Origin of the sequence: Pseudoalteromonas sp. BZK2, from assembly GCF_014349195.1 — a bacterium.
Taxonomy (GTDB): Bacteria; Pseudomonadota; Gammaproteobacteria; order Enterobacterales; family Alteromonadaceae; genus Pseudoalteromonas; species Pseudoalteromonas simplex.
On the sequence record NZ_JACSOG010000002.1, the window covers coordinates 226,575 to 251,891 of the forward strand.

Here is a 25,317-nt window from a genome sequence, read left to right on the forward strand (position 1 = left end):
CTTATTGTGCTTCTAAGCAGTAAATTACTACCTAAAAGTAATATTATTGCGGCAATAAGGAGAAGTAAGTTCATACTGTTAACTCCTGTTCTAACTTTTTCGTTTTAGAGATATCTTGAATATTCACTTTACAAAAAGCGCCATATAACACGGTAAAGCCGATTACAAAAAAGCTCATATCAACGACACTCACTAACAGGTTAGCTGCGCTAAAAGCGTGACTGGATGAAAGTATTAGATTAAGAGGTAAGATGGCCGAACATGCTACACCAATGACAATAAGCGTGATTTGTAAAAAGCGCTGATAGTTCAACGGTAATAGAGCCAATAAAGACCATACTAACCAGCTATAAAAGAATAATGGAGCAAATACCTTGTTATGCAAGGTACTATCGACCAGGTTATTTAATAGTATTTGAGCAGGGAATAAAATAGCACACGCTAATACAAGGCCACCGCAAGTACCAATAATAACTCTGTTCCAGCGCTGATACGCTTGTTGACTGAGTGTGGGGTTATTGCCCCGACTGCGTTTGGCAAGCCACATCATCATACCTGATAGCGGTAACAACGCAGTGCTCAGCCCTAGCAATACCCAAACTAATTTAACAAACAAGCCTGCAAAATTACCAAAATGAAGCGGAAACAATAACTCTAGTACTTTGATTGATGCCCCTGGTATATCGCCAAAACTGCTCATTGATTTTACAAACTCACCAGAGCCATGGTATTTCAACAATTGTGAAGCCACTTGCTCACCACCAATTAGTCGCATGTAGACTTCTGCATTTGCATCATTATGCGCCATTATAGTGAGATCAATTATCTTTGCTTTTGGGTAGCGTACTTGTGCATCTAGCAAAATGGCATTTATATCTGTGGCTTGAAATTGTTCGCTGATAATGGGTTCTGGAATGGCGGTGAACTTTTCAATCAATTTCTCTTGATCGCCGCCAAAGCTAACAAATGCCGCTGCGGGTAGCAAAATAACGGTAGCAAGCCCTAAAAAAGCACCTGTAAAACCAATGACTGCATGGAATAAGCTGCCCCAAATCCCCATAATTTTATGGCCATCGTTAATAATGACATCAAGCGGTTTTTTGCGCCTAAATGTGAATAGCTCCTTAAAAAATTGTCGATGTATAAATAAACCAGTCACTGTAGAAACAAGCAACGTTAACCCTAAGAATCCGGTTAAAATTAAGCCTATAGGTCTACCTAAATGTAGGTCTGCATGAAAATGCCCGATAAATGATGGGGCATCTGTTTTTCTGTGTTCGTAAAAGTAACCCGTTGCCCCATAGTATTCATTCACTAATTGATAATTACGCGGATCAAACTGATAAGCATAAGCAGCCGCTTCGCTGTAGTTTTCATCTCCATGGTGTGATTCAAACAATACGGTTAGTAAATGTGTATTGTGCCCCGTTGGTAAATACACATGAATATTTTCGCCAAACTCTTTCGGTACAGTTTTATGGTATGTATTTATTATATCTGTGATTTTTTCGCTTGGAAGTGTACTGAGTTGATGTAGCTCTGGATTCGCCCAAATCTTTAGTTCTGGGCGGCTTAACACTGCTAACGCACCAGTGAAGCAAACAATAAACAGCAAGATGGCAGTCACTATACCGCCCCAGCTATGCATTAAGAAAAGTTTTTTCAAGCTGATTGATTTCATGACTGCCCCCCAGTCAATGCTAAGTAGCTCAGACCACCATGACTTATCAAAATAAATACCATCAATGCAAAAGGGTGCCACGCTTTTTCAGCCATATAGGCATAGATAAACAAGGCTGTCCAAATTAAAGGAAACAACATTATTGGAATAAGTATTTGTTCTTCAATCGCAAATGGAAGGTATGTTGTCATTCCTGGGATCATTACAATCGCAGTCAGCAAGGCAAGTAAACAAGCCATAAAATGGCGCCGCTTAGTTGCAGAGAAGGTGTGGTTTTTAGTCATTTTTATGCCCCTCAAAAAGGCGGCCTTAGCCGCCGCATTTTATTAAAAGCTTACTTCGAAACGAATACTCGCGGTTCTTGGTGAGCTTAATGTTTGATTGTTAAAACCAGCTGGTTCAAGTGCAACGTATTGTTCATCAAGTAGATTCTCGATTAGTGCATAAACGCCATAATTATCCCATTGATAACCAACTCGCGTATTTACTAACCAGTAGGCTTCATTTCGTGGATCAATAAAAATGCTGTCACTTGTTTCTTTGGGAATCGACAAGCGTTGTGAGCTTCCTGTATAGCTTGCATTGATATTTGCAACGAAACCTTGTTCGTTAAAGTAATCTAAGCCAACAAGTGCAGTCCACTCTGGTGCCCCAGCGAAAGGACGGCCTTGGTAATCTTCGTCTGAGCCATTGACGTCAGTAACAAACTCATCAATTTTGGTTTTTGAATAACCTAACCCACCATAAAAGTTAAGGTTATTTGTAAGTTCATAACTAATTTCTGTTTCAAAGCCTTGAACGTATGATTTACCGACATTGCGAGTTTCTCTATCGTATTGATTACCTGATAGATAAACCGCAATTTGTTGGTCGGTCCAATCAAGGTAGAAAATATTGGCGTTGACTACTAACTTTTCATCTAACCAGACTGAGCGAAATGCAAGTTCATAATTCCATGTATACTCAGGATCAAAAGTAAATGGTGTCGCTTTTGATACATTGGTGCCGACACCGCCTGAGCGATAGCCTTTTTGTACTGTGAAGCTTGTAGAAATATCTTGATTGAAGCGGTATGTTGCCCCTAGCTTTGGTAGCCATGAGTCAAAGTCAGCATCCTCTACAGGCTCATCCCCTGATGCGCCATCTGCCATTGCAAAAAGCTGCTGGTTAATACCGGCTACCAATTGGGCAAGCATAGGGTTGGTTGCGAAGTCTTCTGGGTTTGGCAGTACAGCTTGAGTTTGCTCTGTGATATAGATGTCTGCAATTGTACCGTTGGTTTGCTCTTCTTTGTCGTAACGAAGTCCGGCAAATATATCCCAGTTGTCGTTAACTTCATAAGTAAAATCAGCAAACAATGCTTTAGTTTTTACTCTTTGAATGTAATCAGAGTTTTGGCCAATAAAAACAGGATCTGCTGCGGCATAAAATTGCAGTACTTGATCAGCTAATGCTGCAGGTAAACCTAGACCACCGAATTCAGCCGGTGCAGTTAATAATGAACGCACACCTAAATCTGCAAATGTAATGCCTCGCTCACCACCACTACTATCAAAAACATCAAGATCTGAATAATAGAAGCCAATCAAACCAGAAAGTTTATCGCCATCATAAGTAAATCGCAGCTCTTGTGTTTTTGTTTCGTCTTTTCTTACATCTGTTAGAGTCGATTTTGGTGGATTCATACTCGCATCACCATCCCACTCATAACCATAGGCAGCGTCAGAGTAAGTAGTGATAGATGCAAATGACCATTGATCATTAAGATCGTAATCAAGGTTTAAAATGTATAAGTCAGTATCTGTCCATTCATAAGTCGGCGAATCTAAGTATACGTACCTGTCTTTGTAGATATCATTAATAGGGTAGTCTTGATGACCACTTTCAACCATAACCCAGTCGATACCTTTGTCATTTTCGCTGTGCATAAAACTAAATTGTGCTTCAAATTCAGGTAATGCAGAGGGGGTATAACGCAGCTTCGCACGATAAAATTCGTTGTTATCAAAGTCAGATTCTTTGCCTGTTGCAACATTAGTATTGTAGCCATCAAAGTCACGTTTTTCAGCGCTAACACGAAATGCTAACTCGTCTTCAATTAAGCTGCCACCAAAAGCAACAGCGGCCTCTTGTGTACCATACTCGCCAACCCCTAAGCGACCTTTAAAATCAAATTCATGCATAGCACCACGAGTTTTCATTACCACTGCGCCTGCTAAAGAATTACGCCCTTGCAAAGTTGATTGCGGACCTCGTAATATCTCGACTTGGCTAATATCCCATGTTGAGAAGCCGCCTTGTTGCATCATTCGATAAGGCACAGGGGCACCATCAATATAGACACTTGCTAGCCCACCAGAGCCGCCGCCAGTGACATTAAATGCATCGATTCCACGAATATTAAACCCAGCACCATCGGTGCCTGATGTATTAGGTGTTCGCGCTAATACATCGTAAAAATCATTTAAGTTTTCACGCTCTACTGTTTGACTCGTTATCACGGCAACACTTGCTGGTGTTTCTTGTAAGGTTCGGTCTATTTTTTGCCCTTTTACAACAATTTTTTCAATGTTGGCGTCATCCGCAGACACAGCCGGAGAAATAATAGTGCTGGCTATGGCAATAGCGAGAGCCGTTTTTTTTAGAGAGGTCATTGCAGGTTTCAATTGGTTTTACAAATGTTAATTATTTTTATTTGCATTATATAGGTGAGCTTTTGATTAACAAGTCTTAAGTAGAGTAAAATATCTAATAATTATCATTTTTTACCAAAAAATGTGTAATAACCGCGTTTAAGTAAACGCTCTTCCTTTTTTGGGAACGGATAGGGAGTAAGGCTAATTAGAAATAAAAAAGGCGCCCTGAGGCGCCTAAATTTAGGGGTTATTTTCTGCGGATACTAAAGTTATCAGGACCTCTACTTGTAATAGATTGAACAAGGCTTACTTCCTCAATATCTATTACTATTACCTGCTCTTTGGTATGGTTGATCTCTTCATCCTCAGATTGTTCCTCGTGTATCAGGTAGAAATGCTCACCAATTTGGCCACCGTTATGATCTATATCTGCTTGATGTAAGCTATATTGCTTATTACCAGCACGAGTCTCAAGAGTACCTGTTGTGCCTGAGCCAGGAAGAATTGCAAAATAAGCAACACGTTCATTCCAATGACCTTCATTTAAAGTATCTTGTTCAAAAAATGCGGCACTAAAACCTGTATTATTTAAGCTTGTAACTCGCGTATATACGGTATGTGGGCCATTAAAGGTTTGTGTTTGCAAAAATACATGTGGTTTTGCAGTAAATTCTTTGCTAAACACAATATCTTTAAATTCTTTTGTACCATTTAGAGTAAAGGTACCAATTTCAACGATAGTGCCATCGCTCATTGTGTAACGACCTTCGTCCATAGTTAAAAAGTCAAACGACTCAATATGAGGGTGACCATTGCCATTTTGCAGATATTGCCACTCTTGGAAAGATACTGAATAACCCACAGGTGTTACATCAGTTAAACGGTTTGTACCACCGTGTTTACCATTAAATGTCGGTGCCGAAGTAAATACCGCAGGAGCTATAAATTCTTGGTTGCCAAAGTCATAGCTCTTCCAGTTGCTATCAAGCTGTTTAATCACTGCTTCTGAGTAGTAAGGGATTAATTCACTTGGTAATGAGCAACTAGGTACTACATCACATGCCACAGCATTAAGCGTATTGGTCGTTAAGTCGTTAATGCGAACTGGCAATGTTGCAGCAAGACAGGTTTCGCCTGAATATGGATTTAAGCGGTATAGCTTTGATTCGTTCTTATCGCCATGGTCGTTGATGACAGAGCGGCTGATCACAAGGTCGCCATTTTTATTAACAGTCGCACCACCTACCGCGATTAAATCGTGTTTTGAAAGCTCTGTAGCCATAAAGCTTGTGCGGTCAATACTATAAACTGAGGTTGAGGTTATTAGCAAAAGCTCGCCATTTTTAACGACTAAATCAGCGCGGCTCAAGCCCTCAAGGTCGCTGTAATCAGCTAATACAGTTGCTTCGCCTGTGGTTTTATTAATGCTATAAAGCTTGGTAAAACTTACTGCAAGTAATGAATCAGAGCTTGCATCATATGTCATACCAATTACAGATTTAGTTGTTCCAACCACAACATGTTCACCTGTAACATGATCTAAATAGGCTAAGCGACTATATTTGAATTTATCGGCACGAATTGGTAGGTGAGAATACTGCTCATCACTAACATCTAGATGGTTTACATCAACTTTGTACTCTAACGGAATGGGTGATGAAGCATAGTAGGTACGATTTGTTGAGGCATCATAAGCAATGGCTGCAGAACTAAATTGGGCGATTGAGTGTGCTGTAGCCGACTTATTTTGCTCGTCAAGGCTAAATACAACACCGGTTTCACCACGGCCTGAGTTCATTGCAAAAATTTCGCCCTGACAGCTTGCTGCCATAGCATTTGATGCAGCGAATGTACTTGCAACTGCAAGGCTTGAAAGTAACAAATTAGTTTTTATCGACATAAGTAAATCCCACGATTAGGTTTATTCCGACACAAAGAGATAAGACCACTTTGTATTAATAGTGAGCATTATAGTGAGCCATTTCACTTTACGAATGCCGATAAAAGCTGTTTTTGAGTCTAAATCTCAACCTTTAAGTATTAAAAAATGTATATAAAGCGTTAAATTATCTGTTTTTCTGACTTTTCTGATCATCAGAATTGCTTGACATCGAACTGCCAACCGAAGCGGTAATCACTAATAAAATGGCCAGCCACTGCCATACACTTAAAAATTCAGAGAGAATTATAAAACCAGCCAATGCTGCGATCGCAGGCTCTAAACTCATCATGATGCTAAAGCCTTGTGCGGGCATATTGCGAAGTGCCACCATTTCTAACGTATAGGGTAGTGCGCTAGACATAATAGCCACTAAAATACCAAGTGGTAATACTTCCCAACTCAATAATGCAGCGCCTTGCGAAACGGCGCCGTAAGGCACAAGCACAATCGCGGCGACGCTCATCCCCATGGCTACAGTCATCCCGCCAGAGCCTTGGTTTCCAGTTTTTTTGCCAAACAATATATAAAACGCCCAACATGCACCTGCTGCAAGGGCTAAAATAACACCAACAGGGTCGAGGCTGTCTTCGCCTTTCATGTCAGGTAGCAATAAAATAATGCCAGCAATGGCGCAGGCTACCCAAAACAGATCGCGCTTTTTACGAGATGAAAGTAGGGCAACTGCAAGGGGGCCAGTAAACTCCAGAGCAACACCAATGCCTAAAGGAATGCGCTCAATCGCGTAATAGAACAGGATATTCATGCCACCTAAACTCAGTCCATAAACGATGATCGGCATGCGTTGCCCTATCGGCGGAAAAGCTCGCCAAGGCTTAAAAACCAGGCACAAAATAGCAGCTGAAAAACCTAATCGAAGTGCTGTGGTACCTTCAGGGCCTATTAAAGGGAATAATTGCTTTGCAACAGAGGCACCAGATTGAATGGTAACCATTGCAAGAAGCACGCAAATAACAGCAATAAAAAACGGTGGAATGGTGCGCTGCATCACTGTCCTTATGAAAGTTAATAGTTCAAGTTTGCGGCGATTCTACTGATGTTTTGAGGGAGAAGAAATGTTTTTCGTTAAACAGACACAGATTTTCGATAAAGCAAAATTATGGGTATCAAATTGCTTTGATACCCATAAAGAGAGTGCTTAACTTTGTCCTGCTTGTTCAAAGGTCGGCATGATGGTTTGCGTGGCCTGTTTTTGCTGCTGGCGTTTTGCCACTTTAAAGAAAGTAGCCGCAAAAATAGCAGCGACAATATCAACTAAATAGCTTGAGTAAAATAGTGAATTGGTGTCGCTGGCAAGTTTTACTAGCGTAGATAACACCATTAATGCACACAGACTTGCGAGTAAATAAAACCCAACCGTGGTTGCCTTTTGCACAGGTTTTAAGAAGCTATATATTACAAAAACAAAAAAGGCTGCATAGTAACTGTATAGGGTAGCGTAGTTTGTGTTGCTAACAAATGCAGGTAGCCATTTGGCAGCGACGAGTGTAAAAGCAACGGCAATCATAGACCCTAAACAAACGCCAATGGTGAGTTTTGCCATAAACAAGGTACTGCGTTTATTAGGATTTTTTTTGAAGCGTTTGTCTATCCACAATAAATTACCTGAATAGAATAAGAAGGCGCCAAGTAATCCCATAATGAAGTAACCCCAACGACCCCAGTCTCCTCCATAGGTGCCAAAATGAAGTGAGAAAATACTGGCAACCATGTTACCCCACACTGCATCTTCGCCTTGCGGGTAGCTTGAGTTAACCACTTCTAGTGTGTACGGGTTCATGAATAGGTAATCAGTATCTGGTCCACGCACTACCGCATTATTGTTACTCATCATAAACACCGCAGAAGGTGATGCTGAATTTAAATTACTATAGCGAATATGGATTGGCTCATAGCCGGGGGCATAGTTTTTCGCTGCGAGTACTTGCTCATCAATGCGTGGCAAGTTTTCAATATGAAAACTTTGCGCCGCAGGCGTAGGGCGCTGAAATAGCGGCTTACCATCATAAAATTGTGCTAAACCACCATAAATAAAATCATGAAATGCAAATACCACCACGGTAAAAGCAATGACTAAATGAAATGGTAAACTGGCGATACCGACAAGGTTATGGCTATCAAGCCAAAATCGACTAGGCCCTTTTTCTTTTCGCAGTGCAAAAAAAGTTTTAACTAATGTCGGCAGTAAAATAATCACTCCTGAGACCAAAGCTAAAAAATACAAAATACAGGCAATACCAAGAATATACACCCCTGATTGGTCATGGCCAATTTCGCCAATGAAGCCCGCTGTACGGTGTAAATAGTCTACTAAATCAGCAAGTTCATTTTCGGTTTGTACGCTGACGTTTAAACTGCCATCAGCATTTAGGTGGGCGAAGTTCAGTTGTTTATCAAGCTCCATGCCTCGGGCATTGCCTTTGATATACCACGAAAGAGGCGCATTTGGGGTATGTAAATCGAGGTTAAAGCCTTTGGCCAGTTGCTCACTATGTTCATTAATTGCAGTATCTACAAGCTTTTGGTAGTCATAACTAGAGCTGGTGACTTTAGGAGCTTGAATGGGGGCAGCCCATTGCTGAAGTTCGTGTTTGAACATGGTCAAGCTGCCAGCATAAAAACCTATGAATAGCACTAAACCTGCAATGATGCCTGTCCATGTGTGTACTCCTTGATAGGTGCGAAGAATATCCGATCTGACTTTCATAATGCGTTCCTTAGCATAAAAAATACGCCATAAAGCAGCACAGTTAACCCACCAAGTACAAGCCAAGCTTGCTTTGCTGAGTTGAACAAATAACTAAAACTAAAAATGGTTAGCCAAACTGGCGTGAGCATCCACATGTTAAATTGCACTTTATCGCGAGCATCAATGCCTCCAGGGCCATACCAAGCAAAAAAAGCAACGAAAATAAATGAAAGTGCTAGCCCTAAAATTGCACCTGCTAGCGTTTTCCCTAACCAAGTTGGTTGGCGTTTAGCTGAACTTGTCATGAGTTATCCTTTTCTTTGCAGCAGGCTCGCAAAAGGGAGCAGCATCAACATTAGCATCACACTAAAGATGATGTAGAACACGGCCGCTGTGACTGAGAATTGTTGAAGGGCAAGTATTGATGCGCAAATAGTTAACGCAATTGAAAGTAATCGCCATTGTTTTTTAATTGGTTTTTTTAAGAATCGCTGCTGTTTTCTGGTGCAATATAAAATACTGACAGCGAAAAAGATAAGCAGAGTAACAGTAAAAATGAGCATGAGATTATAGTTGTAGCAAACATTAAATCTTATTGTAAATGATAACTAAACTCAATTGCAATAACATTAAGCTTGTGTTAATTTCCTAGCGTTTTTTATCAAACGCAATTTGTTTAATTCTAATAATCTCTTACGGGGAAAGGACATTGGCTACAGCATTTAAACTTAATTCACTCACCAAAGTTATGCTTGCATCATTACTTGTTACGCAAGGCTCAGCGTGGGCCGACGATGATCAAAACAGTCGAAAATCAATGGATACCATTGTTGTTACAGGTGAAAAAACTGAGAAGTCACTTAAAGAGACGATGTCGTCAGTGGCGGTTGTTGATAAGTCGCTATTAGAAAACGGCCAACTTGCATCGATATCTGAAGCGCTGTCAGAAATGGCGAACGTTGTTGTGTTAACGGGCTCGGTGCCAGATATGCGAGGTGTGTCTGGTAATGGTGGCGCAACGGGTTTTAACTCATTTAGTGGTGGTTCAAAGGCTCGTGTTTCAACCTTAATCGATGGTGTAAGCCAGCCGTTTGTAGCTGATTTAACTGGTGATACGGGTCTGTGGGATGTAGAACAAATTGAGGTTTACCGAGGGCCGCAATCAACCAGCAATGGTCGTAATAGTATTGCGGGTGCTGTCTACATGACAACTAAAGCGCCAACTCAAGATTTTGAAGGCGCTGTGCGCGTCGGTTATCGCAACCAAGATAGCTATCTAGACACTGCCGCAGTGGTATCAGGAGCGTTAGTTGAAGATGTATTAGCATTTCGTTTATCAACTCAGTACGTTGATGGCGAAACATTTTCAAATCCGCCGGTATACGAAACAAACCCAACTGATCGTGAGTTAAACAAGTTAAATACCAGTAGCACACGCGCTAAATTACTTTACACACCAAGCCAAGATTTAGCAGTACAGCTAACATATTCAACTTATAGTGAAGAGGGTAACTCGGGTCGTAAGTACTTTTTAGCGGATGAGCCATTTGATTATGAGCCACTATATCAACGTATTATGGATACTGAATCTGACACCACGCAAGTGAATGTTGATTACAAAATTAACGATGATTTTTCGCTAGATGTTTTAGTTGCTTATATGGATTATAAATGGGGCTTTGAAGCATACGAGCCACTTGAAAGCGCAGAATCTGATGTATCAATGGGTGAGAGTAACATCACTGTCGATACCAAATTGAACTTTGGTTTAAGCAATGATTTTTACTCTGGTTTTGTGGGTCTTGCCTATTTTGATCGCGACCAAGACTTTGAAAGTGTAGGTGCAACCAACTATTACGGTGACGATAGTAGTAAATCGACGGCAATATATGGTGAAACAAGCTTTAACTTAAGTCGCGATTTCACATTAACAGCGGGTCTGCGCATTGAGCGTGAAGAACAATTACGTAATTTTAATATGGCATTTCGTGGTGATATGCTGGTTGAACAACTTGATAACTCTCACACACTGCGTTTACCAAAGCTCGCGATTCAATATGACATTAGCGACGAAACGACTTTATTTGCTAGTGCTCGTCGTGGTTACAATGCAGGGGGCGGCGCCCTTGATTTTACCGCAGAAGATTATTACTACTACGATGAAGAAACGGTTAATACCTATGAAATTGGCTCACGCAGCGTTTTAAATAATGGCGATATTAATATTAGTGCCAACGTGTTTTACAACAACTTCAACGGTTATCAAGCGCTAAGCTCTGAGCGTAAAATCACTAATATCGAAGATGCTCATAGCTATGGTTTAGAAGTTGAAGCTTACAGCATGCTGGGCGAACAGTGGCAATTACATGGCGGTTTTGGTTTATTGAAAACTAAAATAGATGAATCAATTGCGTTCCCAGAAGCCGTTGGCAATGAACTAAATTCTGCGCCGGAGTTAACCGCGAGTTTGGGTGTATCTCACTGGTTTACTGATAGTTTAAAAGTAAATTTAAGTGCTAATTATGTTGATGAGTTTTATGGCGATTTAACGAACACTGAAGAGCGCGTTGCAGGTGATTACACCATTACGCGTTTATCGATGAGCTACGATACCGAACAGTGGCTGATCAGTGCTTTCATCAACAACGCCTTAGATGAAGAGGCGTATACTTCAAAAGAGCCTGCTAGTGGCCGTTACCCACAAGGCTACGTTGCAGTTGTAAACCCACAAACAATCGGTGCATCTGTTACTTACCGGTTTTAAATAAACTAATCGCTAGTCGCTGAGCAGAACCAGCGACTAGCTCAATTTAAAGCGGTTAATCTGCCCGTTTAAGTTATTTGCTAAGTTAGCCAGTTTACTTGAAGAATCTGAAATACTTTGTGTTTGTTGCTGCGACTGACGACTTGTATCTTGGACTTCGTTTAAACGCTGGGCTATTTCTTCGGTCACTTGAGATTGCTGCTCAGATGCAGAAGCTATGGTCATATTGGCATCAGAAATCGCTTTTGCTTGAAGGCTAATTTCATCAAGCATATGGCCTACTTTTTCTGAATTGAGCACCGCCTCTTTAATTTGCGCATCGCTTGAACGGATCCTTTGCGTTACTGCATTGGTTGCAGATTGTAATGAGTCAATTTTATCTTGGATCTCAAGGGTTGAGCTCTGTGTGCGGCTAGCCAATGTTCTTACTTCATCAGCAACCACTGCAAACCCTCTGCCTTGTTCACCCGCTCTTGCGGCTTCGATTGCAGCATTCAGTGCTAGTAAATTAGTTTGTTCGGCAATGTTACTTATTACACTTAAAATAGCAGTGACTTCATTTACTGAGGCTTCCAGCTGATTAAGATCTGTTAGCGATTTGGTTAAGGTGTCGGCCACTGACTCAACAGAGCTTACCCCTTGTTGGACAACCTGTAGGCCTTCTTTGGTTTTTTGATTAGCAGCGGTGGCACTGCTTGCCGCTTCTGCACAGTTTTGAGAAACCTCTTTTACGGCCGTTGAGTTTTCATAGACTGAGCTTGAAATTACCTCAATAGCTTGGCTTTGAATATCATTGAGTGTTTTAGCTTGCTGTGATATTTCATCTAAACTTTTCGCCGCCACTTGTGCTTGCTCTGATTGATTATGTATTTCTTTTAGAAGCTGGGAGAGCTTATCAACCATAATGTTGAAGCTGACCGCAAGTTGGCCTATTTCATCATCAGCTTTATGGTCAATATAGCGAGAGAGATCTCCTTCAGAGATACGCTTGGCCTCATTAATTAAAGCATGAGTTGCTTTAATCACTTTTTTCTCTAATTGCCAATAACACACTATCAAGGTAGCAATGATGGTTAGAACTAAAGCGGTGCTAACTAGGCTTAAAGTTACCACACGGTCATGATTATTTTTTACCTCTGCTGCACTTTTTTCCTCAATTGAATTTAAAAAGGCCTTTACAGGCTGCTGAATTTTCTCAACTTCGGCCATGTAAGCATCGTTGGTTAAAAGCGTAATAGCTTGCACCCATCTTTTATGCTCGCTGACGGTTAAGTTGTTAGTATCTCGACCAAGTAAATCACTGACTAAGCTAAATGCTTTTTCTTCTGTTTCGACTAGTTTGAGTGATAAATCGTTGGATTTTTGTAATAAAGCCAAATCATCGGTAGCGACATTAAAGGCTTTTAAGCGCTGCACATAGTTTTTTTTCTGACCATTGAGCCAAGCTGCTTTTCCTTGAATTTGGTCAACAAGATGATGGTATTCAACTTCATAGCGAGGATCTAAGGTTACGACATGTTGACGAGCAAGCTCAGTAAGGCGAATCGAATTTGAAGATGAAAACTGAGCAAGATGGCTTAGCTCATAACGCTGTTGAGCCGACTCCATACTCTCATCTTGGCCTGATTGTAAAAATAAAATAATGAAGAGAAGTCCGGCTGCAAGGGTAATGGTTGCTGCGAAAACGGTTCTGAGTAAAAAGCGTATAGTCAAAGTATTACCCTTCATATTGAAAGTAAGTACTATTAACCATAGTACAAAATTTTTGATTCAATAAAAATTACGGGTAAGTTATTTAGAGGTGGTCATTTAAGCTTATGTTGAAAATGAAAAGGGCAGAGTCAACCACCCTTGAGTAATGCATTTATTGGTCTGCTGGATACACAACGCCAAGCTGATTTCGTGCTTCATCAAGTACAGCCATAACTTGTTTTGACAGTGTATGAGTATTAACAGATGACTCAATTTGTCCTGCATTCGCAGCTTGAATAAAGTGGCTGACCTCATGGCGCATAAAATGATCATCAAATGGCTCAGACAGTTCTTCAACCGTGCCATCGTTACCAATAAATTGCATGCGCTTTAATAATGACACCGCTTCAATACGTATTCGGCCTTTCTCACCTTGAATTTCAGTAAAATTATCGCCTTGCGAGATTTTCGAATAGCTGATCACCGCTTGCTTATCAGCGTAATTTAAAAGCACATCGCCAGCGCCATCAACACCAGTTTCAAGCAACACACCACTGGCTTTTACACTCTGAGGCGCGCCCCATAATGCGAGTAAAATATACAGCGGATAAATACCTAAATCGACTAATGCACCGTTAGCAAATTCTGGCAAGAAGGTATTTGGGCGTTCGCCGTTTTTATATTTATCGTAACGCGATGAGTACTGACTATATTGGCCAATATATTTGCGTGGCGTGCCTATCTTTGCCATGGCACTTTTTAAGCGTGCAAAGTTTGGTAAATGCGTGGTCATCATCGCTTCCATGTATAAGCGTTGATGCGTTTTGGCCGCCTGAACGATGGCCTCAAGCTCTTTGCTATTAGCAGCCGAAGGCTTTTCACCTAAAACATGTTTACCAGCTTTTAAACACATTACAGCATAGTCTTTATGTAAGCTATTTGGTGCAGCAATGTAGACGGCATCGACTAATGGGTCTTCGCATACTTGCTCAATATTGGTAAACACTTTAGCGTTTTGAGCATCGTGCTTTATAAGGAAAGCCTCGCCTGTTTGCTGCTCTCGAGAGCACACACCATATAAGGAGAAATGTTCAATTTCTTTAGCTGCACTCAGTAGTGTATCGCTTATAAAATTGGTACCTACAATCACAAAGTTCATGGTTACTCCTCGCTGTTTTGTACAAGCCATGCTTGCCAATTCTGTTCAAATTTTTCCATTTGTTTATGTTTTTTGCTTAACAAATGTTTGTCTTCATCTTCTTGGGCCATATAAGGGCCAACGCGGCATAATGCACAGTATTTTTCACCTAAATAAGCAGGAAAACTAAGCTTAGGGGTAATTTCATTGTTAGTTTTTTCGCTAAATACATAGGTAATGCCGCTAGTATCTTTAACGTGTTTATCGCGATCAACATTGCGAATTTTATAGCCCGGAAACACGCTAATATCGAATGGCATTTGGCCAAGATATTGGCAATTAAGCCCTTGATTTAAGCTGCCCTCAATATTCCATTCGCGGTAAGGTTTTACATCTTTAGAGGTGATGTAACATAACATCGGGCCGTTTTTATCTAATGCAAACTGGCTAGCGTAGTCTAGGTAGCGATGCAACAAAGCACGGTTTAATACATTCATACCACCTTGTTGGGTGTGTGCTTTAAATGCGGCTTCACCTTTAAATGCAGGTATCAGCGGAAATTGAAAAATAACCACATCGAAACAAGCGCCATCTAAGCGCTGCCATGAGTCTGGCCTTGTTACATCAAACTCAGTGAGTGTTTCAATATTAAGTTGTTGCAAGGCGCTAAGTGCATTGTCGGCATATTTTTGTTCTATGGTGTTTGCATCATCATAAGTTGAAGCAACAAGCTTGGCTGGTTTTATATAACGAGCAACAGAGTGTGAAAATGATAAATCACCATCGCCTACCGTTAATATGCGCCAACTAGGGTCTAAATACATGGGGTTATTTGCCTTGTTCTGGCGCTATTTCAACTGAAATTTTAGGGCAAAGGGCTAAGCGAGTTTTAAGGCCTTCTATGGCTATTTGCTTAAAAATTAGATTGAAACTAATTAAAACAGCAATAACGATATGAATAGGGCCATGGGTAAAACCTGCTTCTGTATCAAAAAGCATTAAGCCGAATAACAAGAACATGGTAGCTAAAAATATTTCAATCAGCTGATTTGAGTATAGCTTTAAGTTGCCTTGGTTTTTATGATCTTTTTTGATGTGAATTGCACAAAAAAATGGGATCACTTTTATTTTAAAGTGAGCGTTTTTTTCTACGTAATTTTCACCTAGGTGATCTAGTTTAGCGCGCAGTTGATCTATCATAGCAAGTCCTTAAAAAACTGAGCCGCGGATGTTACCGCAAACGCAAGAAAAGGGCTACTCAGGATAGATACTCATGCCAATTACAAATATGTGGCATACAAACACAACCGAGGTTAAAACGAATCGCATTTTTTGATAATCAACGTGATAGGTTTGCCACTGCGGTGTGCTTTTCTCAAACAACAGCACGAGCCAAAAGCTCGCAGCAAGCCAAGCCAGTATCCAGCTTGACGGTAAAAAGCTTAAAAAACCAATCGGTAAGATAGGAATAATTGCTTTGATGGCATCAGCATGCGTTTGCTGGCCTGCATGCCATAAATTACCAGCCATAAAGGCTAAAATGGCGATGCTATAAAAAGTGAAAAAGTCTAAGTTAACAGCATTACTACCTGCTATAAGCGGCCAGCCTACACAGCCTAAAAAAGGCAGTAAACCTAAGTAACCAAGTTGAATGTGATTAATAAACTTTTCCATAATGACCTTTAAACTACCTAACTGGTATAAAATAACTCGTAGTTATTTTATACCAGTTAGGCGGCTAAAACGATCGCTTTATTGCTGACGTAACTCCCGACGTAGAATTTTGCCAACCGTCGATTTAGGCAATTGTTCCATAAAAATGATTGATTTAGGCACCTTATAAGCACTTAAGTTTTCGCGGCAGTAGTCACTCACTTGTTGTTCATCAATCTGCTCTTTTAAAGTAATGTAGGCACACACACGCTCACCGGTTTTTTCATCTTTTGCACCAATAACAGCCGCTTCGCAGATAGCCGGATGCTGACAAAGTATGTTTTCAACTTCGTTAGGGTACACGTTAAAACCAGAGACAATAATCATGTCTTTTAATCGGTCTACAATTTTGTAATTACCACTTGGTAGCTTCAGACCCACATCACCGGTTTTGAAAAAACCACGTTTCATGCATTTATCGGTTTCATCTTGGCGTTGCCAGTAGCCCATCATTACTTGCGGGCCTTTAACAACTATCTCGCCAGACTCACCGTCTGCAACGGGCTCGTCGTTTTCATCCCAAATTTCCACGGTGGTGTTTGATAGTGGGAGGCCAATGCTGCCAATTTCTTCATTTTGAAAATCGTTTAATGTCACAACAGGCGAGGTTTCTGATAAGCCATAGCCTTCTGTGATTGTACAACCTGTGGTGCTCATCCACGCATCAGCTGCAGCATGCGTTAAAGCTGCTCCTCCTGACACGGTCATTTTTAGGTTTGAAAAATTTAGAGCTTTAAACCTTGGGTGCATACACAGACCAATAAACAAGGTGTTAATCCCTGAAAAGTAATTAATATCAAAAGGTTCGATTTGTTTAACTAAGGCATCTAAATCACGAGGGTTTGGAATAAGTACATTAAATTGCCCCATGGCAAATAAGCTAACCATGTTCACCGTAAAGGCATATATATGATAAAGCGGAAGCGGGCAAATACCGGTTTCTTGACCAGGCGTTAAAATGTTGTCAAAGCGCTCATTCATTTGCTCGGCATTGGCTAAGATGTTGCCATGACTAAGCATCGCTGCTTTGGCAACTCCTGTGGTACCACCGGTGTATTGTAAAACAGCAATATCGTCACGACTTGCTTGATGAGCGTCAAGAGGGGCAAGTCTTTCACCTTGGCGAATGAGTTCGTTTAACGAAAATTGATTCTCTTGTAATGCTGGCTCAGCTAAAGCGGCTGCAACAATAACGGTTTTAATGGATGTATCATTAATAATTGTTGCTAATTTTTCGCTAAGGGCATCAAGAATAACAATGGCTTTTACCTCTGCATCATTAAACTGGTGTAGCATTTCACGGGCAGTATAAAGCGGGTTGGTATTGACTACGATTAATCCTGCACGAAATGCTGCATAAGTTACGATAGGGTAATCAACAATATTAGGTAGTTGAATAGCAATTCTGTCTCCTGCAACAAGACCACTTTGCTGTTGAAACCACTGGGCTAAATAGCGAGATTGTTGTTCTACTTGAGAAAAAGTGAATGTTCTTCCCACACTTGTGTAGGCAGGAAAGTCAGCATAAGTCTTACAACTATGCTCAATTAATTGCGTGAGGTTATCATGTGTGTTCATGGTTATTCCTTAGCTTGTTTGACTAATGAATATATACAATTTGTTAACGTGAAACTTAGCTTTAAACGACTTGTTTTTGACTTTTTACGCCATTAATGGGAATGAAACTTGCGGTAATCTCTAGGTGGAATACCATACCAACGTTTAAAAGATCGAGTAAATTCGCTGTAATTAGAAAAGCTCAAGATATCTGATATGTTTGATAAAGTGAGGCTAGATTCAATTAAATATTGATGTGCCAAATGACAGCGTACATCATCGACTAATTCACGAAACGTTGTGCCATGCTTTGTTAAGTGGCGCTGTAAGCTACGGGTACTCATCGATAACTTTTCGGCTACAAGGTTTACCCCAAACTCCTCGTGTAGTAAGTACTGCTTGATCATCACTTCAACATGATCTGAGATATTTTCACGTTTGGTGTTTTGAATCAGCCCAAGCTGTTGGCTGAGTATAGAAAACAACTGCTTATCTGAGTTCTTAATAGCGAGTTTAAGGTATTTTTTTTCAAACACGACTGCTGTGTGTGCACAATTAAACACAGGAATTTGACCTAATGCTTGGCGATAAACACTCGGATTTTCATTACCACTATGGGGAAGTTCCAAACGGTACAGTTTTATTTGATCATCGGTTAGTTTCTTTAATAAATTAACCCCAACACTCAGGGCTAGATCAGCGCCATGATAGACACTCACTTTTAAGCTACTACGAACTAAAAATGATAGTTTTACATAGTTTTGGTCTACTTCAAGGAGTAAATCAGCGCTACTTTGATGAATGTGATAATACTTAGTTAAATTTTTAAGTGCCAATTCAAGGGTGTCGCAATTACCCACCAAATAACCAACAGAGCCCAAAATGTTCAAGCTTTGCCAACGCCCTAATTCTAACCCAAAATAGGGCAGGTTTAGTTCTTTCGCCGTGGTCTCTAACAGTTGAATGAGTTGCTGATACTGCACAAAGCTATTGGCATCTTGTAGTTGTTTTCTGTCTAAACCAACGTGTGATAAAAGTATATCAGGGTTCACCAATTTGCTTTCGATCAGCTCAATATAGCCATGTAGAGCAGATACTCTAATTAGATCAGGTGCTTGTGTTAATCGGGGCATAGTATGCTCTTTTTTGCGCTCTGGCGTAAAAAGTAAAAAAAATTGCGTACAAAGTAAAGTAATACAGGTCAGTAAAGTTTAACAATGTATTAACGTAAACAATACGCTGATTTACTAACACGCATTAAAGAGGGCACACACATGGCATTACCAGATATTATTAATCATCAAGATTTTTTACTCACTATTCATACCAATGATGAAAAGCTAATTAAAAACGCTTTACCAGGCGTGCACATTTATCCACTCATGCTGGATTCTGAGAATGGGGTATGGGTTTTACGCGTTTTATTTGAACCGGGTACAGTTTTGCCAAAGCACTTTCACACTGGTGTTGTGCATTTATATACCATGGCGGGCAGCTGGCACTACACTGAGTACCCTGACGATTTACAAGTAGCGGGTAGCTATTTATTTGAACCAGGCGGTTCGATTCATCAATTTCAAGTCCCAGCAGACAACACTGAAGTGACCGATACCTTTATGATAGTAATGGGAGCCAATATTAACTTTGACCCAGATGGCAACTATATGAACATTATGGATGCAGGTTGGATTGAACAAGTGATGTTAGCAGCTGCAAAAGAGCAAGGAATTGAGCCTAACTACATAAAACCAAAGAGTTTATACGGTTTTAGTAAGTAATTTTATTCCCTGAAATGAAGGCCCTTGATTGCGTAAGTTATTGAGGGCTTTGTAGTTTTTGCTATTTTCAATCTTTCAATCTAAAAAATAAATCAATTTAATCTAAACAATCAATTTTATTTTAATCGCTCAGGCCTCTATTGTATTAATCAAGCAGACGCAAGGCTGCGTTAATTAAACTTTTTAAATACATCAATGAGGAATATTATGAGCACTTCATTAATTAACACAAAACTACAACCATTCAATGCAACAGCTTACCACAACGGTGACTTTGTAGAACTAACAGAAAAAGACGTGCTAGGTAAGTGGTCAATCTTCTTCTTCTACCCAGCTGACTTTACTTTCGTATGTCCTACAGAGCTTGGTGATGTTGCTGATTACTACGAGCAGCTTCAAGAAATGGGTGTTGAGGTTTACTCAGTATCAACTGACACGCACTTCACTCACAAAGCATGGCACGATACGTCTGACACAATTGGTAAAATCAAATTCCCAATGATTGGTGACCCTACAGGTCGTATTACTCGTAACTTCGGTGTGATGATTGAAGACGAAGGTCTTGCTCTTCGCGGTACATTCGTAATGAACCCTGAAGGCGAAATCAAAGTAATCGAAACTCACGACTTAGGTATCGGCCGTAGCGCGAAAGAGTTAGTACGTAAAGTACAAGCTGCACAGTACATTGCTAACCACGACGGTGAAGTATGTCCTGCATCATGGCAGCCAGGTGAAGAGACACTTGCTCCTTCACTAGACCTAGTTGGCAAAATCTAATTTGTCACAGCATTAAACGATAGCAAAGCTTTGCTTTGCTATCTCAATGCAACTTTAATTGCCCATCACAACTCATATTAAGCACATTAGCGGGTGATGGGCAGTTATCCCTAAAATTTTTCTAGATTATTTATTCTGAACTCAAGGGCTAAGCCATGTTAGATACGAATATCAAAAACCAATTAACAAGCCACTTTGCTTCTATTACCAGCCCTGTTGAGCTGCTTATCGCCTTGGATGACAGCAATAAATCAACAGAACTTAAAAACTTAGCGAACGATTTAGCATCGTTAAGCGACAAGTTTTCGGTGCGAGATAACCCTAACCAAGACGTACGTCGTCCGTCTATGGTGGTGTCTTCACCTATTAACAATACGCAAATCACATTTGCGGGTGTGCCTATGGGCCACGAATTCACAAGCTTGATCCTTGCACTTCTTCACACTGGTGGTCATCCAAGCAAGGCATCAGAGACTGAAATTGAACAAATTAAATCATTGCCTGGGCCGCTTAACTTTGAAGTGTATATTTCATTAAGTTGTCAAACATGTCCGAAAGTAGTGCAAGCACTTAACTTGATGGCGGCACACAATGAAAATATTACGGCGACTATGATTGATGGCGCCTTGTTCCAAGACGAAGTGAACGAGCGTAATGTGTTAGCAGTACCAGCTGTGTACTTAAATGGAGAGTTATTCAGCCAAGGCGCTGTTAACCTGACCGACATTCTAAATAAAGTAGATACCAAAGCGGCTGCACGCCAAGCCGAAGCACTGAACGATAAAGAGTTATTCGATGTACTTGTTGTTGGTGGTGGTCCGGCAGGGGCTTCTGCGGCAATTTATTCGGCGCGTAAAGGCTTAAATACCGGTGTTGTGGCAGAGCGTTTTGGTGGTCAGGTTTCAGACACGTTAGCAATTGAAAACTTTATCTCAGTAAAAGCGACCGAAGGTCCTAAATTAGTTGCTCAACTTGAAGAACACGTAAAAGAATACGACGTAGATGTGATGCAAAACCAACGTGCGGCATCGCTTACTAAACAAGGTAATTACCAAATCACGCTAGAAAATGGCGCGGTGTTAAATGCTAAGTCAGTGGTATTAGCAACTGGTGCACGCTGGCGTGAAATGAATGTACCCGGTGAAAAAGAGTATCGCGGTCATGGCGTTGCTTACTGCCCTCACTGCGATGGCCCGTTATTTAAAGGTAAAGCGGTTGCGGTTATCGGTGGTGGTAACTCAGGTATTGAAGCGGCAATCGACCTTGCAAACATTGTTGAGCATGTCACTGTGCTCGAATTTGCTGATACCTTACGTGCTGACGAAGTACTTATTCGCAAAGCAAATAGCTTAAACAACATTACGATTATCAAAAACGCGCAAACAACAGAAGTTGTTGGTGATGGTAAACGAGTAACAGGCTTAAGCTATATTGACCGCATCTCTGGCGATGAAAAATCACTTGAGCTTGCAGGTATCTTTGTGCAAATCGGCTTGGTGCCAAACACTGAATGGTTAAAAGATTCAGAACTAGCACTGACTCGCTTTGGCGAAATCGAAATAGACAGCAAAGGTGCAACATCATTACCGGGTGTTTACGCGGCAGGTGATGCAACAACAACGCCGTTTAAGCAAATCATTATTGCCATGGGCAGTGGTGCAACGGCAAGTTTAGGTGCATTTGATTACTTAATTCGCCACAGCGATGAGATTCAAAACACCGAAGATGCAGCTTAATTAGCGACTCTTGATTAGGCAGCTCACACCCATAGCTGCCGCTTTAAAGCCGCCCTCTCCAAAGGCGGCTTTGTTTTATTCATCGAGCTACTGATACTGTGCTGCAGTTATAAATTCCTCAAAACTTTCACACCAAATAATCACAGTATTGTAATCGCTGACATCAATACCTTGTGGCACAACTAATTTAAAGCCGTTGAACGAACGCACCCCTGCAACACGCTGCATGGTGCCTTTTTGTGCTAAAAAATCGGCTTCGTTATCAATAAAGTTTCGCGATAGATAAAGTTGATAGTCAGGCCCTGGTGATAACGTGCCTTGCATAGAAATAGCATCATTCGTTAGATAAACCATACCATCACCATAATGAAGGCGATCTGAGCCTTTAAGATCAGGTTTAAACTCTGCACTAAACAGAGCTCTCGTTTGATGTTGTTCAAGAGTCTTGATTTCAGGGGCTGGTTGCTCAGTTAAAATTGGCAAACTGTATATCCCAGCCATAAAGCCTGCAGCAAAAATAGCCAATGCTATGATGAAAATTAACAGTGCTTTTAGCATTATTATTCCCTATTTTTTAAGTTTATGATGTGGCGTTGACTTAAAGAAAATTGCTTTTCAACATCACCAAAGTGTTGTAAATAAAGCTGCTCAAGTTCACCCGATTGCTGTATCTTTTGCATGCCTTGTTCTAGCAAATCCCTAATATTTTGATTTTCTTTACTTAAGTAAAAGTAATAGTCATTGGGGTATTGCAACATAATGTCTGGCGCAATGACAAAGTTTGTTTGTTGTAGTCGCTGAAGTTCTACACCTATTGCTAATGCAGAACGAGGAAAGTAATCTGCTAGACCACTTTCAAGTGCTTTGACCATTCCTGCGTAATCAAGCTCTCCATTTACAGATAAACCATTTGCTTTTAGCACATCATAATCTGACCAGCTTTGTTGTTGCACTGCAAGTAGTGGTCTTAATTGTTCCAGGTTTTTGATAGCTTTAAATTTTAGTTGCTCTTTTTTATGAATAATTAGTAGCCGTTTACCGTGTAAGCCTTTATAAATAGGAATAGTTGTTTTTACTAAGGTATTACTTAACTGCGAAGGTAATGACAGCCAGGCAAGAGTTATGGCTTTGTTGTGGCTAAGTTGCTCTACTATTCGTTTATCATTCATTGGTTGCGAATCATATCGGATGATAATATCAGCATTTACCGCGGCAAAGCTTTTCGTAAGTATTTTATGAATGTATTGCTGTTTGACTGCATCAGTATAAATAGGTTTAGCAAGTTGGATTACAATTTGACTTTGCGCGATTGCGTAAGAACAATGCAAAGCTAAAAATAATAAAAACAGGCGCCAAATTGTAGTCATTTATAAGGTTCTCTGTGTGCAAAGTAATCAGTTGCCCATCATACTTTGAATACATGGACCTGTTGCTGTAATCGCGACGCTAATGAAGCTAATTCTTGACTTGCTTGAGCGTTTTGCTGCGAGCTTTCGCTAACTAGTGAAATACTACTGCTAAATTCATTTATATTACAACTAAGTTCGTTGGCAACGATTGTTTGCTCATCTGTTGCGGTAGAAACTTCGTTGTTCATATCGGCAATAAGTGCCATTTCTTGAGTGATTTCAGTCAGTAATTGTGATGAGCGTTCTGCGTATTCAACACTTTGTTTAGCACTTTCGTCGGCATTGCCCATGGCGGTCACTGCTTGCTGCGCCATTGCTTGTAGTTTACTGATCATTTCGTTAATACTCGCTGTGGCTTTTTGCGTGTTGTGCGCAAGTTGCCTTACTTCATCAGCCACCACAGCGAAACCGCGACCCGACTCACCTGCGCGTGCTGCTTCAATGGCCGCATTTAACGCAAGTAAATTTGTTTGTTCAGCAACCCCTTGGATCATCATCACTACTTGGTTGATATCTGTTGATTGTGTATTTAACTCATTGATAAGTTGAGTATTGGTATTAACTATATGCGACAAGTGGTTAATTGCATCGATATTTTCTTGTACAGACTGTTGGCCAAGCTTCGCTGTCTTATCTGTGTGGGTGGCTTTTTCTGAAGTCGCAAGCGCATTAGCTGCAACTTGTTCAATAGCACTGCTCATTTGCGTAATAGCAGTAGCAATCATTGCCGATTGTTGTTCTTGTTCAGTGGCAGTGCTGGCAACTTGGTCGCTAATTGAGTTCATTTGCTCAGCGGCAGATGAGAGAGTAAGTGTTGCGCTGGTTACATCATTTACAAGAGCATGAATGCGCTCCATCATAGCGTTAAAGTGGTTTGCTGCCTGAGCTATCTCATCATTACCATGGGTTTTTGCGCGGAGCCGTAAATCAGCGTTTTCAGAGATTGATCCTATTGTTTCGCTCAGCGATAACAGAGGGTTGTGAATAGAACGATAAATAACAAAGGCAATAAACAACAAGATAATTATTAAAATAGTTATCGAAGCTGTCATTGCGATAGTGACTTGGGAAAAGTCTTTATCTGCCGCATTTTTAAATTTGTTGGCTTCATTGATCTGTAAATTAATCAGACCTTGATAACTTTCACTGAGAGGGTCAAACACGTCGTAAAGTTCTTTTACAAACACCTCATTAGGGATCGCTTTTAGCTGGTTACTGTTAACTTGGTTTAAAAACCTGCTAAGTTCACTTTCGACTACAGAGAGATTCTTTTCAACAATATTAACTAAGCGTTGTTCTTCGGAAGTGAGTTTTGTTGCTAAATAGCTTTTCCATTTATTGTCAGCAACATTCTTTGCGTTTTCAACTGCGGCTAGAAAGTCAGCTTTGGAGATTTGATCAGCGCGGTATTTATGAAATAAATCAACAATGTTAACAGCGTAATTGTCCGATACTGTTTTTATTTGCTCTAACGGGAGTACTCTGTCTCTATACAAACTATCAATTCCTTTGACCATATTAGACATCATCGACATCGTGAAAATAGATGTGATCACAAAAACAGCAACTGGTAACAAAGCTAAGACAGCTAATCTCGTACGAACAGTGTAGTTATTTAACATGAGCGAGCAAACTTTTGTAGGGACTTATTATTAAAACTAATAGAGAAATGGTTTTAAGCAAGTTTTTGCAATTGTTTGATGGGTTTTTCTTTTGATAGACCTCATTTAGTTAGTAAAGTCACCATATGCAGCCTTTATATTGTAGGCAACAAAGCCAATTTTCAC

The 25,317-nt window shown here is 40.5% G+C and carries 21 protein-coding genes; 4 read left to right on the forward strand and 17 right to left on the reverse strand.

Annotated elements, in window-relative coordinates; all coding sequences use genetic code 11:
• Positions 1-70 precede the first annotated feature (70 nt).
• The 7 genes from BIZ38_RS02140 to BIZ38_RS02170 all read right to left on the reverse strand — a co-directional run bounded on the left by BIZ38_RS02140 (position 71) and on the right by BIZ38_RS02170 (position 9,271).
• On the reverse strand, positions 71-1,681 hold the full coding sequence (locus tag BIZ38_RS02140) for a PepSY-associated TM helix domain-containing protein (protein WP_187489441.1): 1,611 nt from the start codon (positions 1,679-1,681) through the stop codon (positions 71-73).
• Positions 1,678-1,965 (reverse strand): hypothetical protein, encoded by a 288-nt coding sequence (locus BIZ38_RS02145; protein ID WP_138618308.1) that lies wholly within the window; start codon positions 1,963-1,965, stop codon positions 1,678-1,680. Before BIZ38_RS02145 ends, BIZ38_RS02140 begins: the two co-directional genes overlap by 4 nt.
• 42 nt (positions 1,966-2,007) lie before the next feature.
• The gene (locus BIZ38_RS02150) at positions 2,008-4,335 is read right to left on the reverse strand and encodes a TonB-dependent receptor (protein ID WP_187489442.1); all 2,328 of its coding nucleotides are present in this window, start codon (positions 4,333-4,335) and stop codon (positions 2,008-2,010) included.
• Between the two features lie 229 nt (positions 4,336-4,564).
• Positions 4,565-6,217, reverse strand: a complete 1,653-nt coding sequence (locus tag BIZ38_RS02155) for a hypothetical protein (RefSeq protein WP_187489443.1) — start codon at positions 6,215-6,217, stop codon at positions 4,565-4,567.
• 166 nt (positions 6,218-6,383) lie between these two features.
• A complete protein-coding gene (locus BIZ38_RS02160; protein ID WP_187489444.1) occupies positions 6,384-7,265 on the reverse strand; it encodes an EamA family transporter in 882 nt (293 codons plus the stop codon).
• Between the two features lie 150 nt (positions 7,266-7,415).
• Positions 7,416-8,984 (reverse strand): PepSY-associated TM helix domain-containing protein, encoded by a 1,569-nt coding sequence (locus BIZ38_RS02165; protein ID WP_138618316.1) that lies wholly within the window; start codon positions 8,982-8,984, stop codon positions 7,416-7,418.
• Positions 8,981-9,271, reverse strand: coding sequence for a hypothetical protein (locus tag BIZ38_RS02170; protein WP_187489445.1), 291 nt, complete (start codon positions 9,269-9,271; stop codon positions 8,981-8,983). Before BIZ38_RS02170 ends, BIZ38_RS02165 begins: the two co-directional genes overlap by 4 nt.
• A gap of 443 nt (positions 9,272-9,714) precedes the next feature.
• On the opposite strand from BIZ38_RS02170, the gene BIZ38_RS02175 reads away from it, so the two are divergent.
• Complete coding sequence (locus tag BIZ38_RS02175; protein ID WP_187489480.1) at positions 9,715-11,730, forward strand: TonB-dependent receptor; 2,016 nt, start codon at positions 9,715-9,717, stop codon at positions 11,728-11,730.
• A gap of 36 nt (positions 11,731-11,766) precedes the next feature.
• Here the strand turns inward: BIZ38_RS02175 and BIZ38_RS02180 are convergent, their stop codons facing one another.
• The 7 genes from BIZ38_RS02180 to BIZ38_RS02210 form a co-directional block, all read right to left on the reverse strand.
• Positions 11,767-13,443, reverse strand: coding sequence for a methyl-accepting chemotaxis protein (locus tag BIZ38_RS02180; protein WP_187489446.1), 1,677 nt, complete (start codon positions 13,441-13,443; stop codon positions 11,767-11,769).
• 151 nt (positions 13,444-13,594) lie between these two features.
• The gene (locus BIZ38_RS02185; protein ID WP_054553965.1) at positions 13,595-14,581 is read right to left on the reverse strand and encodes a Gfo/Idh/MocA family protein; all 987 of its coding nucleotides are present in this window, start codon (positions 14,579-14,581) and stop codon (positions 13,595-13,597) included.
• 2 nt (positions 14,582-14,583) lie between these two features.
• A complete protein-coding gene (locus BIZ38_RS02190) occupies positions 14,584-15,384 on the reverse strand; it encodes a class I SAM-dependent methyltransferase (RefSeq protein ID WP_054553964.1) in 801 nt (266 codons plus the stop codon).
• Between the two features lie 4 nt (positions 15,385-15,388).
• Positions 15,389-15,760: a hypothetical protein gene (locus BIZ38_RS02195; RefSeq protein ID WP_054553963.1), complete on the reverse strand. Its 372-nt coding sequence runs from the start codon at positions 15,758-15,760 to the stop codon at positions 15,389-15,391.
• Between the two features lie 54 nt (positions 15,761-15,814).
• Positions 15,815-16,234, reverse strand: coding sequence for a DUF3429 domain-containing protein (locus tag BIZ38_RS02200; RefSeq protein ID WP_138618328.1), 420 nt, complete (start codon positions 16,232-16,234; stop codon positions 15,815-15,817).
• 78 nt (positions 16,235-16,312) lie between these two features.
• Positions 16,313-17,851 (reverse strand): AMP-binding protein, encoded by a 1,539-nt coding sequence (locus BIZ38_RS02205; protein WP_138618330.1) that lies wholly within the window; start codon positions 17,849-17,851, stop codon positions 16,313-16,315.
• Positions 17,852-17,943: 92 nt separating this feature from the next.
• Positions 17,944-18,963, reverse strand: a complete 1,020-nt coding sequence (locus BIZ38_RS02210; RefSeq protein WP_187489447.1) for an AraC family transcriptional regulator — start codon at positions 18,961-18,963, stop codon at positions 17,944-17,946.
• A 141-nt stretch (positions 18,964-19,104) separates the two neighbouring features.
• On the opposite strand from BIZ38_RS02210, the gene BIZ38_RS02215 reads away from it, so the two are divergent.
• The 3 genes from BIZ38_RS02215 (at position 19,105) to ahpF (ending at position 22,121) form a co-directional block, all read left to right on the forward strand.
• Complete coding sequence (locus tag BIZ38_RS02215) at positions 19,105-19,608, forward strand: 2,4'-dihydroxyacetophenone dioxygenase family protein (protein WP_054553959.1); 504 nt, start codon at positions 19,105-19,107, stop codon at positions 19,606-19,608.
• A 207-nt stretch (positions 19,609-19,815) separates the two neighbouring features.
• Positions 19,816-20,385: an alkyl hydroperoxide reductase subunit C gene (gene ahpC / locus BIZ38_RS02220; protein WP_054553958.1), complete on the forward strand. Its 570-nt coding sequence runs from the start codon at positions 19,816-19,818 to the stop codon at positions 20,383-20,385.
• Between the two features lie 155 nt (positions 20,386-20,540).
• Positions 20,541-22,121, forward strand: coding sequence for an alkyl hydroperoxide reductase subunit F (gene ahpF, locus BIZ38_RS02225; RefSeq protein ID WP_187489448.1), 1,581 nt, complete (start codon positions 20,541-20,543; stop codon positions 22,119-22,121).
• An 87-nt stretch (positions 22,122-22,208) separates the two neighbouring features.
• Here the strand turns inward: ahpF and BIZ38_RS02230 are convergent, their stop codons facing one another.
• From BIZ38_RS02230 to BIZ38_RS02240, 3 genes are read right to left on the reverse strand one after another with little or no spacing between them, the layout of a single operon-like run.
• Positions 22,209-22,679 (reverse strand): DM13 domain-containing protein, encoded by a 471-nt coding sequence (locus tag BIZ38_RS02230; protein WP_138599406.1) that lies wholly within the window; start codon positions 22,677-22,679, stop codon positions 22,209-22,211.
• Positions 22,680-22,681: 2 nt separating this feature from the next.
• Positions 22,682-23,488: a substrate-binding periplasmic protein gene (locus tag BIZ38_RS02235; RefSeq protein ID WP_054553955.1), complete on the reverse strand. Its 807-nt coding sequence runs from the start codon at positions 23,486-23,488 to the stop codon at positions 22,682-22,684.
• Between the two features lie 38 nt (positions 23,489-23,526).
• Complete coding sequence (locus BIZ38_RS02240) at positions 23,527-25,152, reverse strand: methyl-accepting chemotaxis protein (RefSeq protein ID WP_054553954.1); 1,626 nt, start codon at positions 25,150-25,152, stop codon at positions 23,527-23,529.
• Positions 25,153-25,317 lie beyond the last annotated feature (165 nt).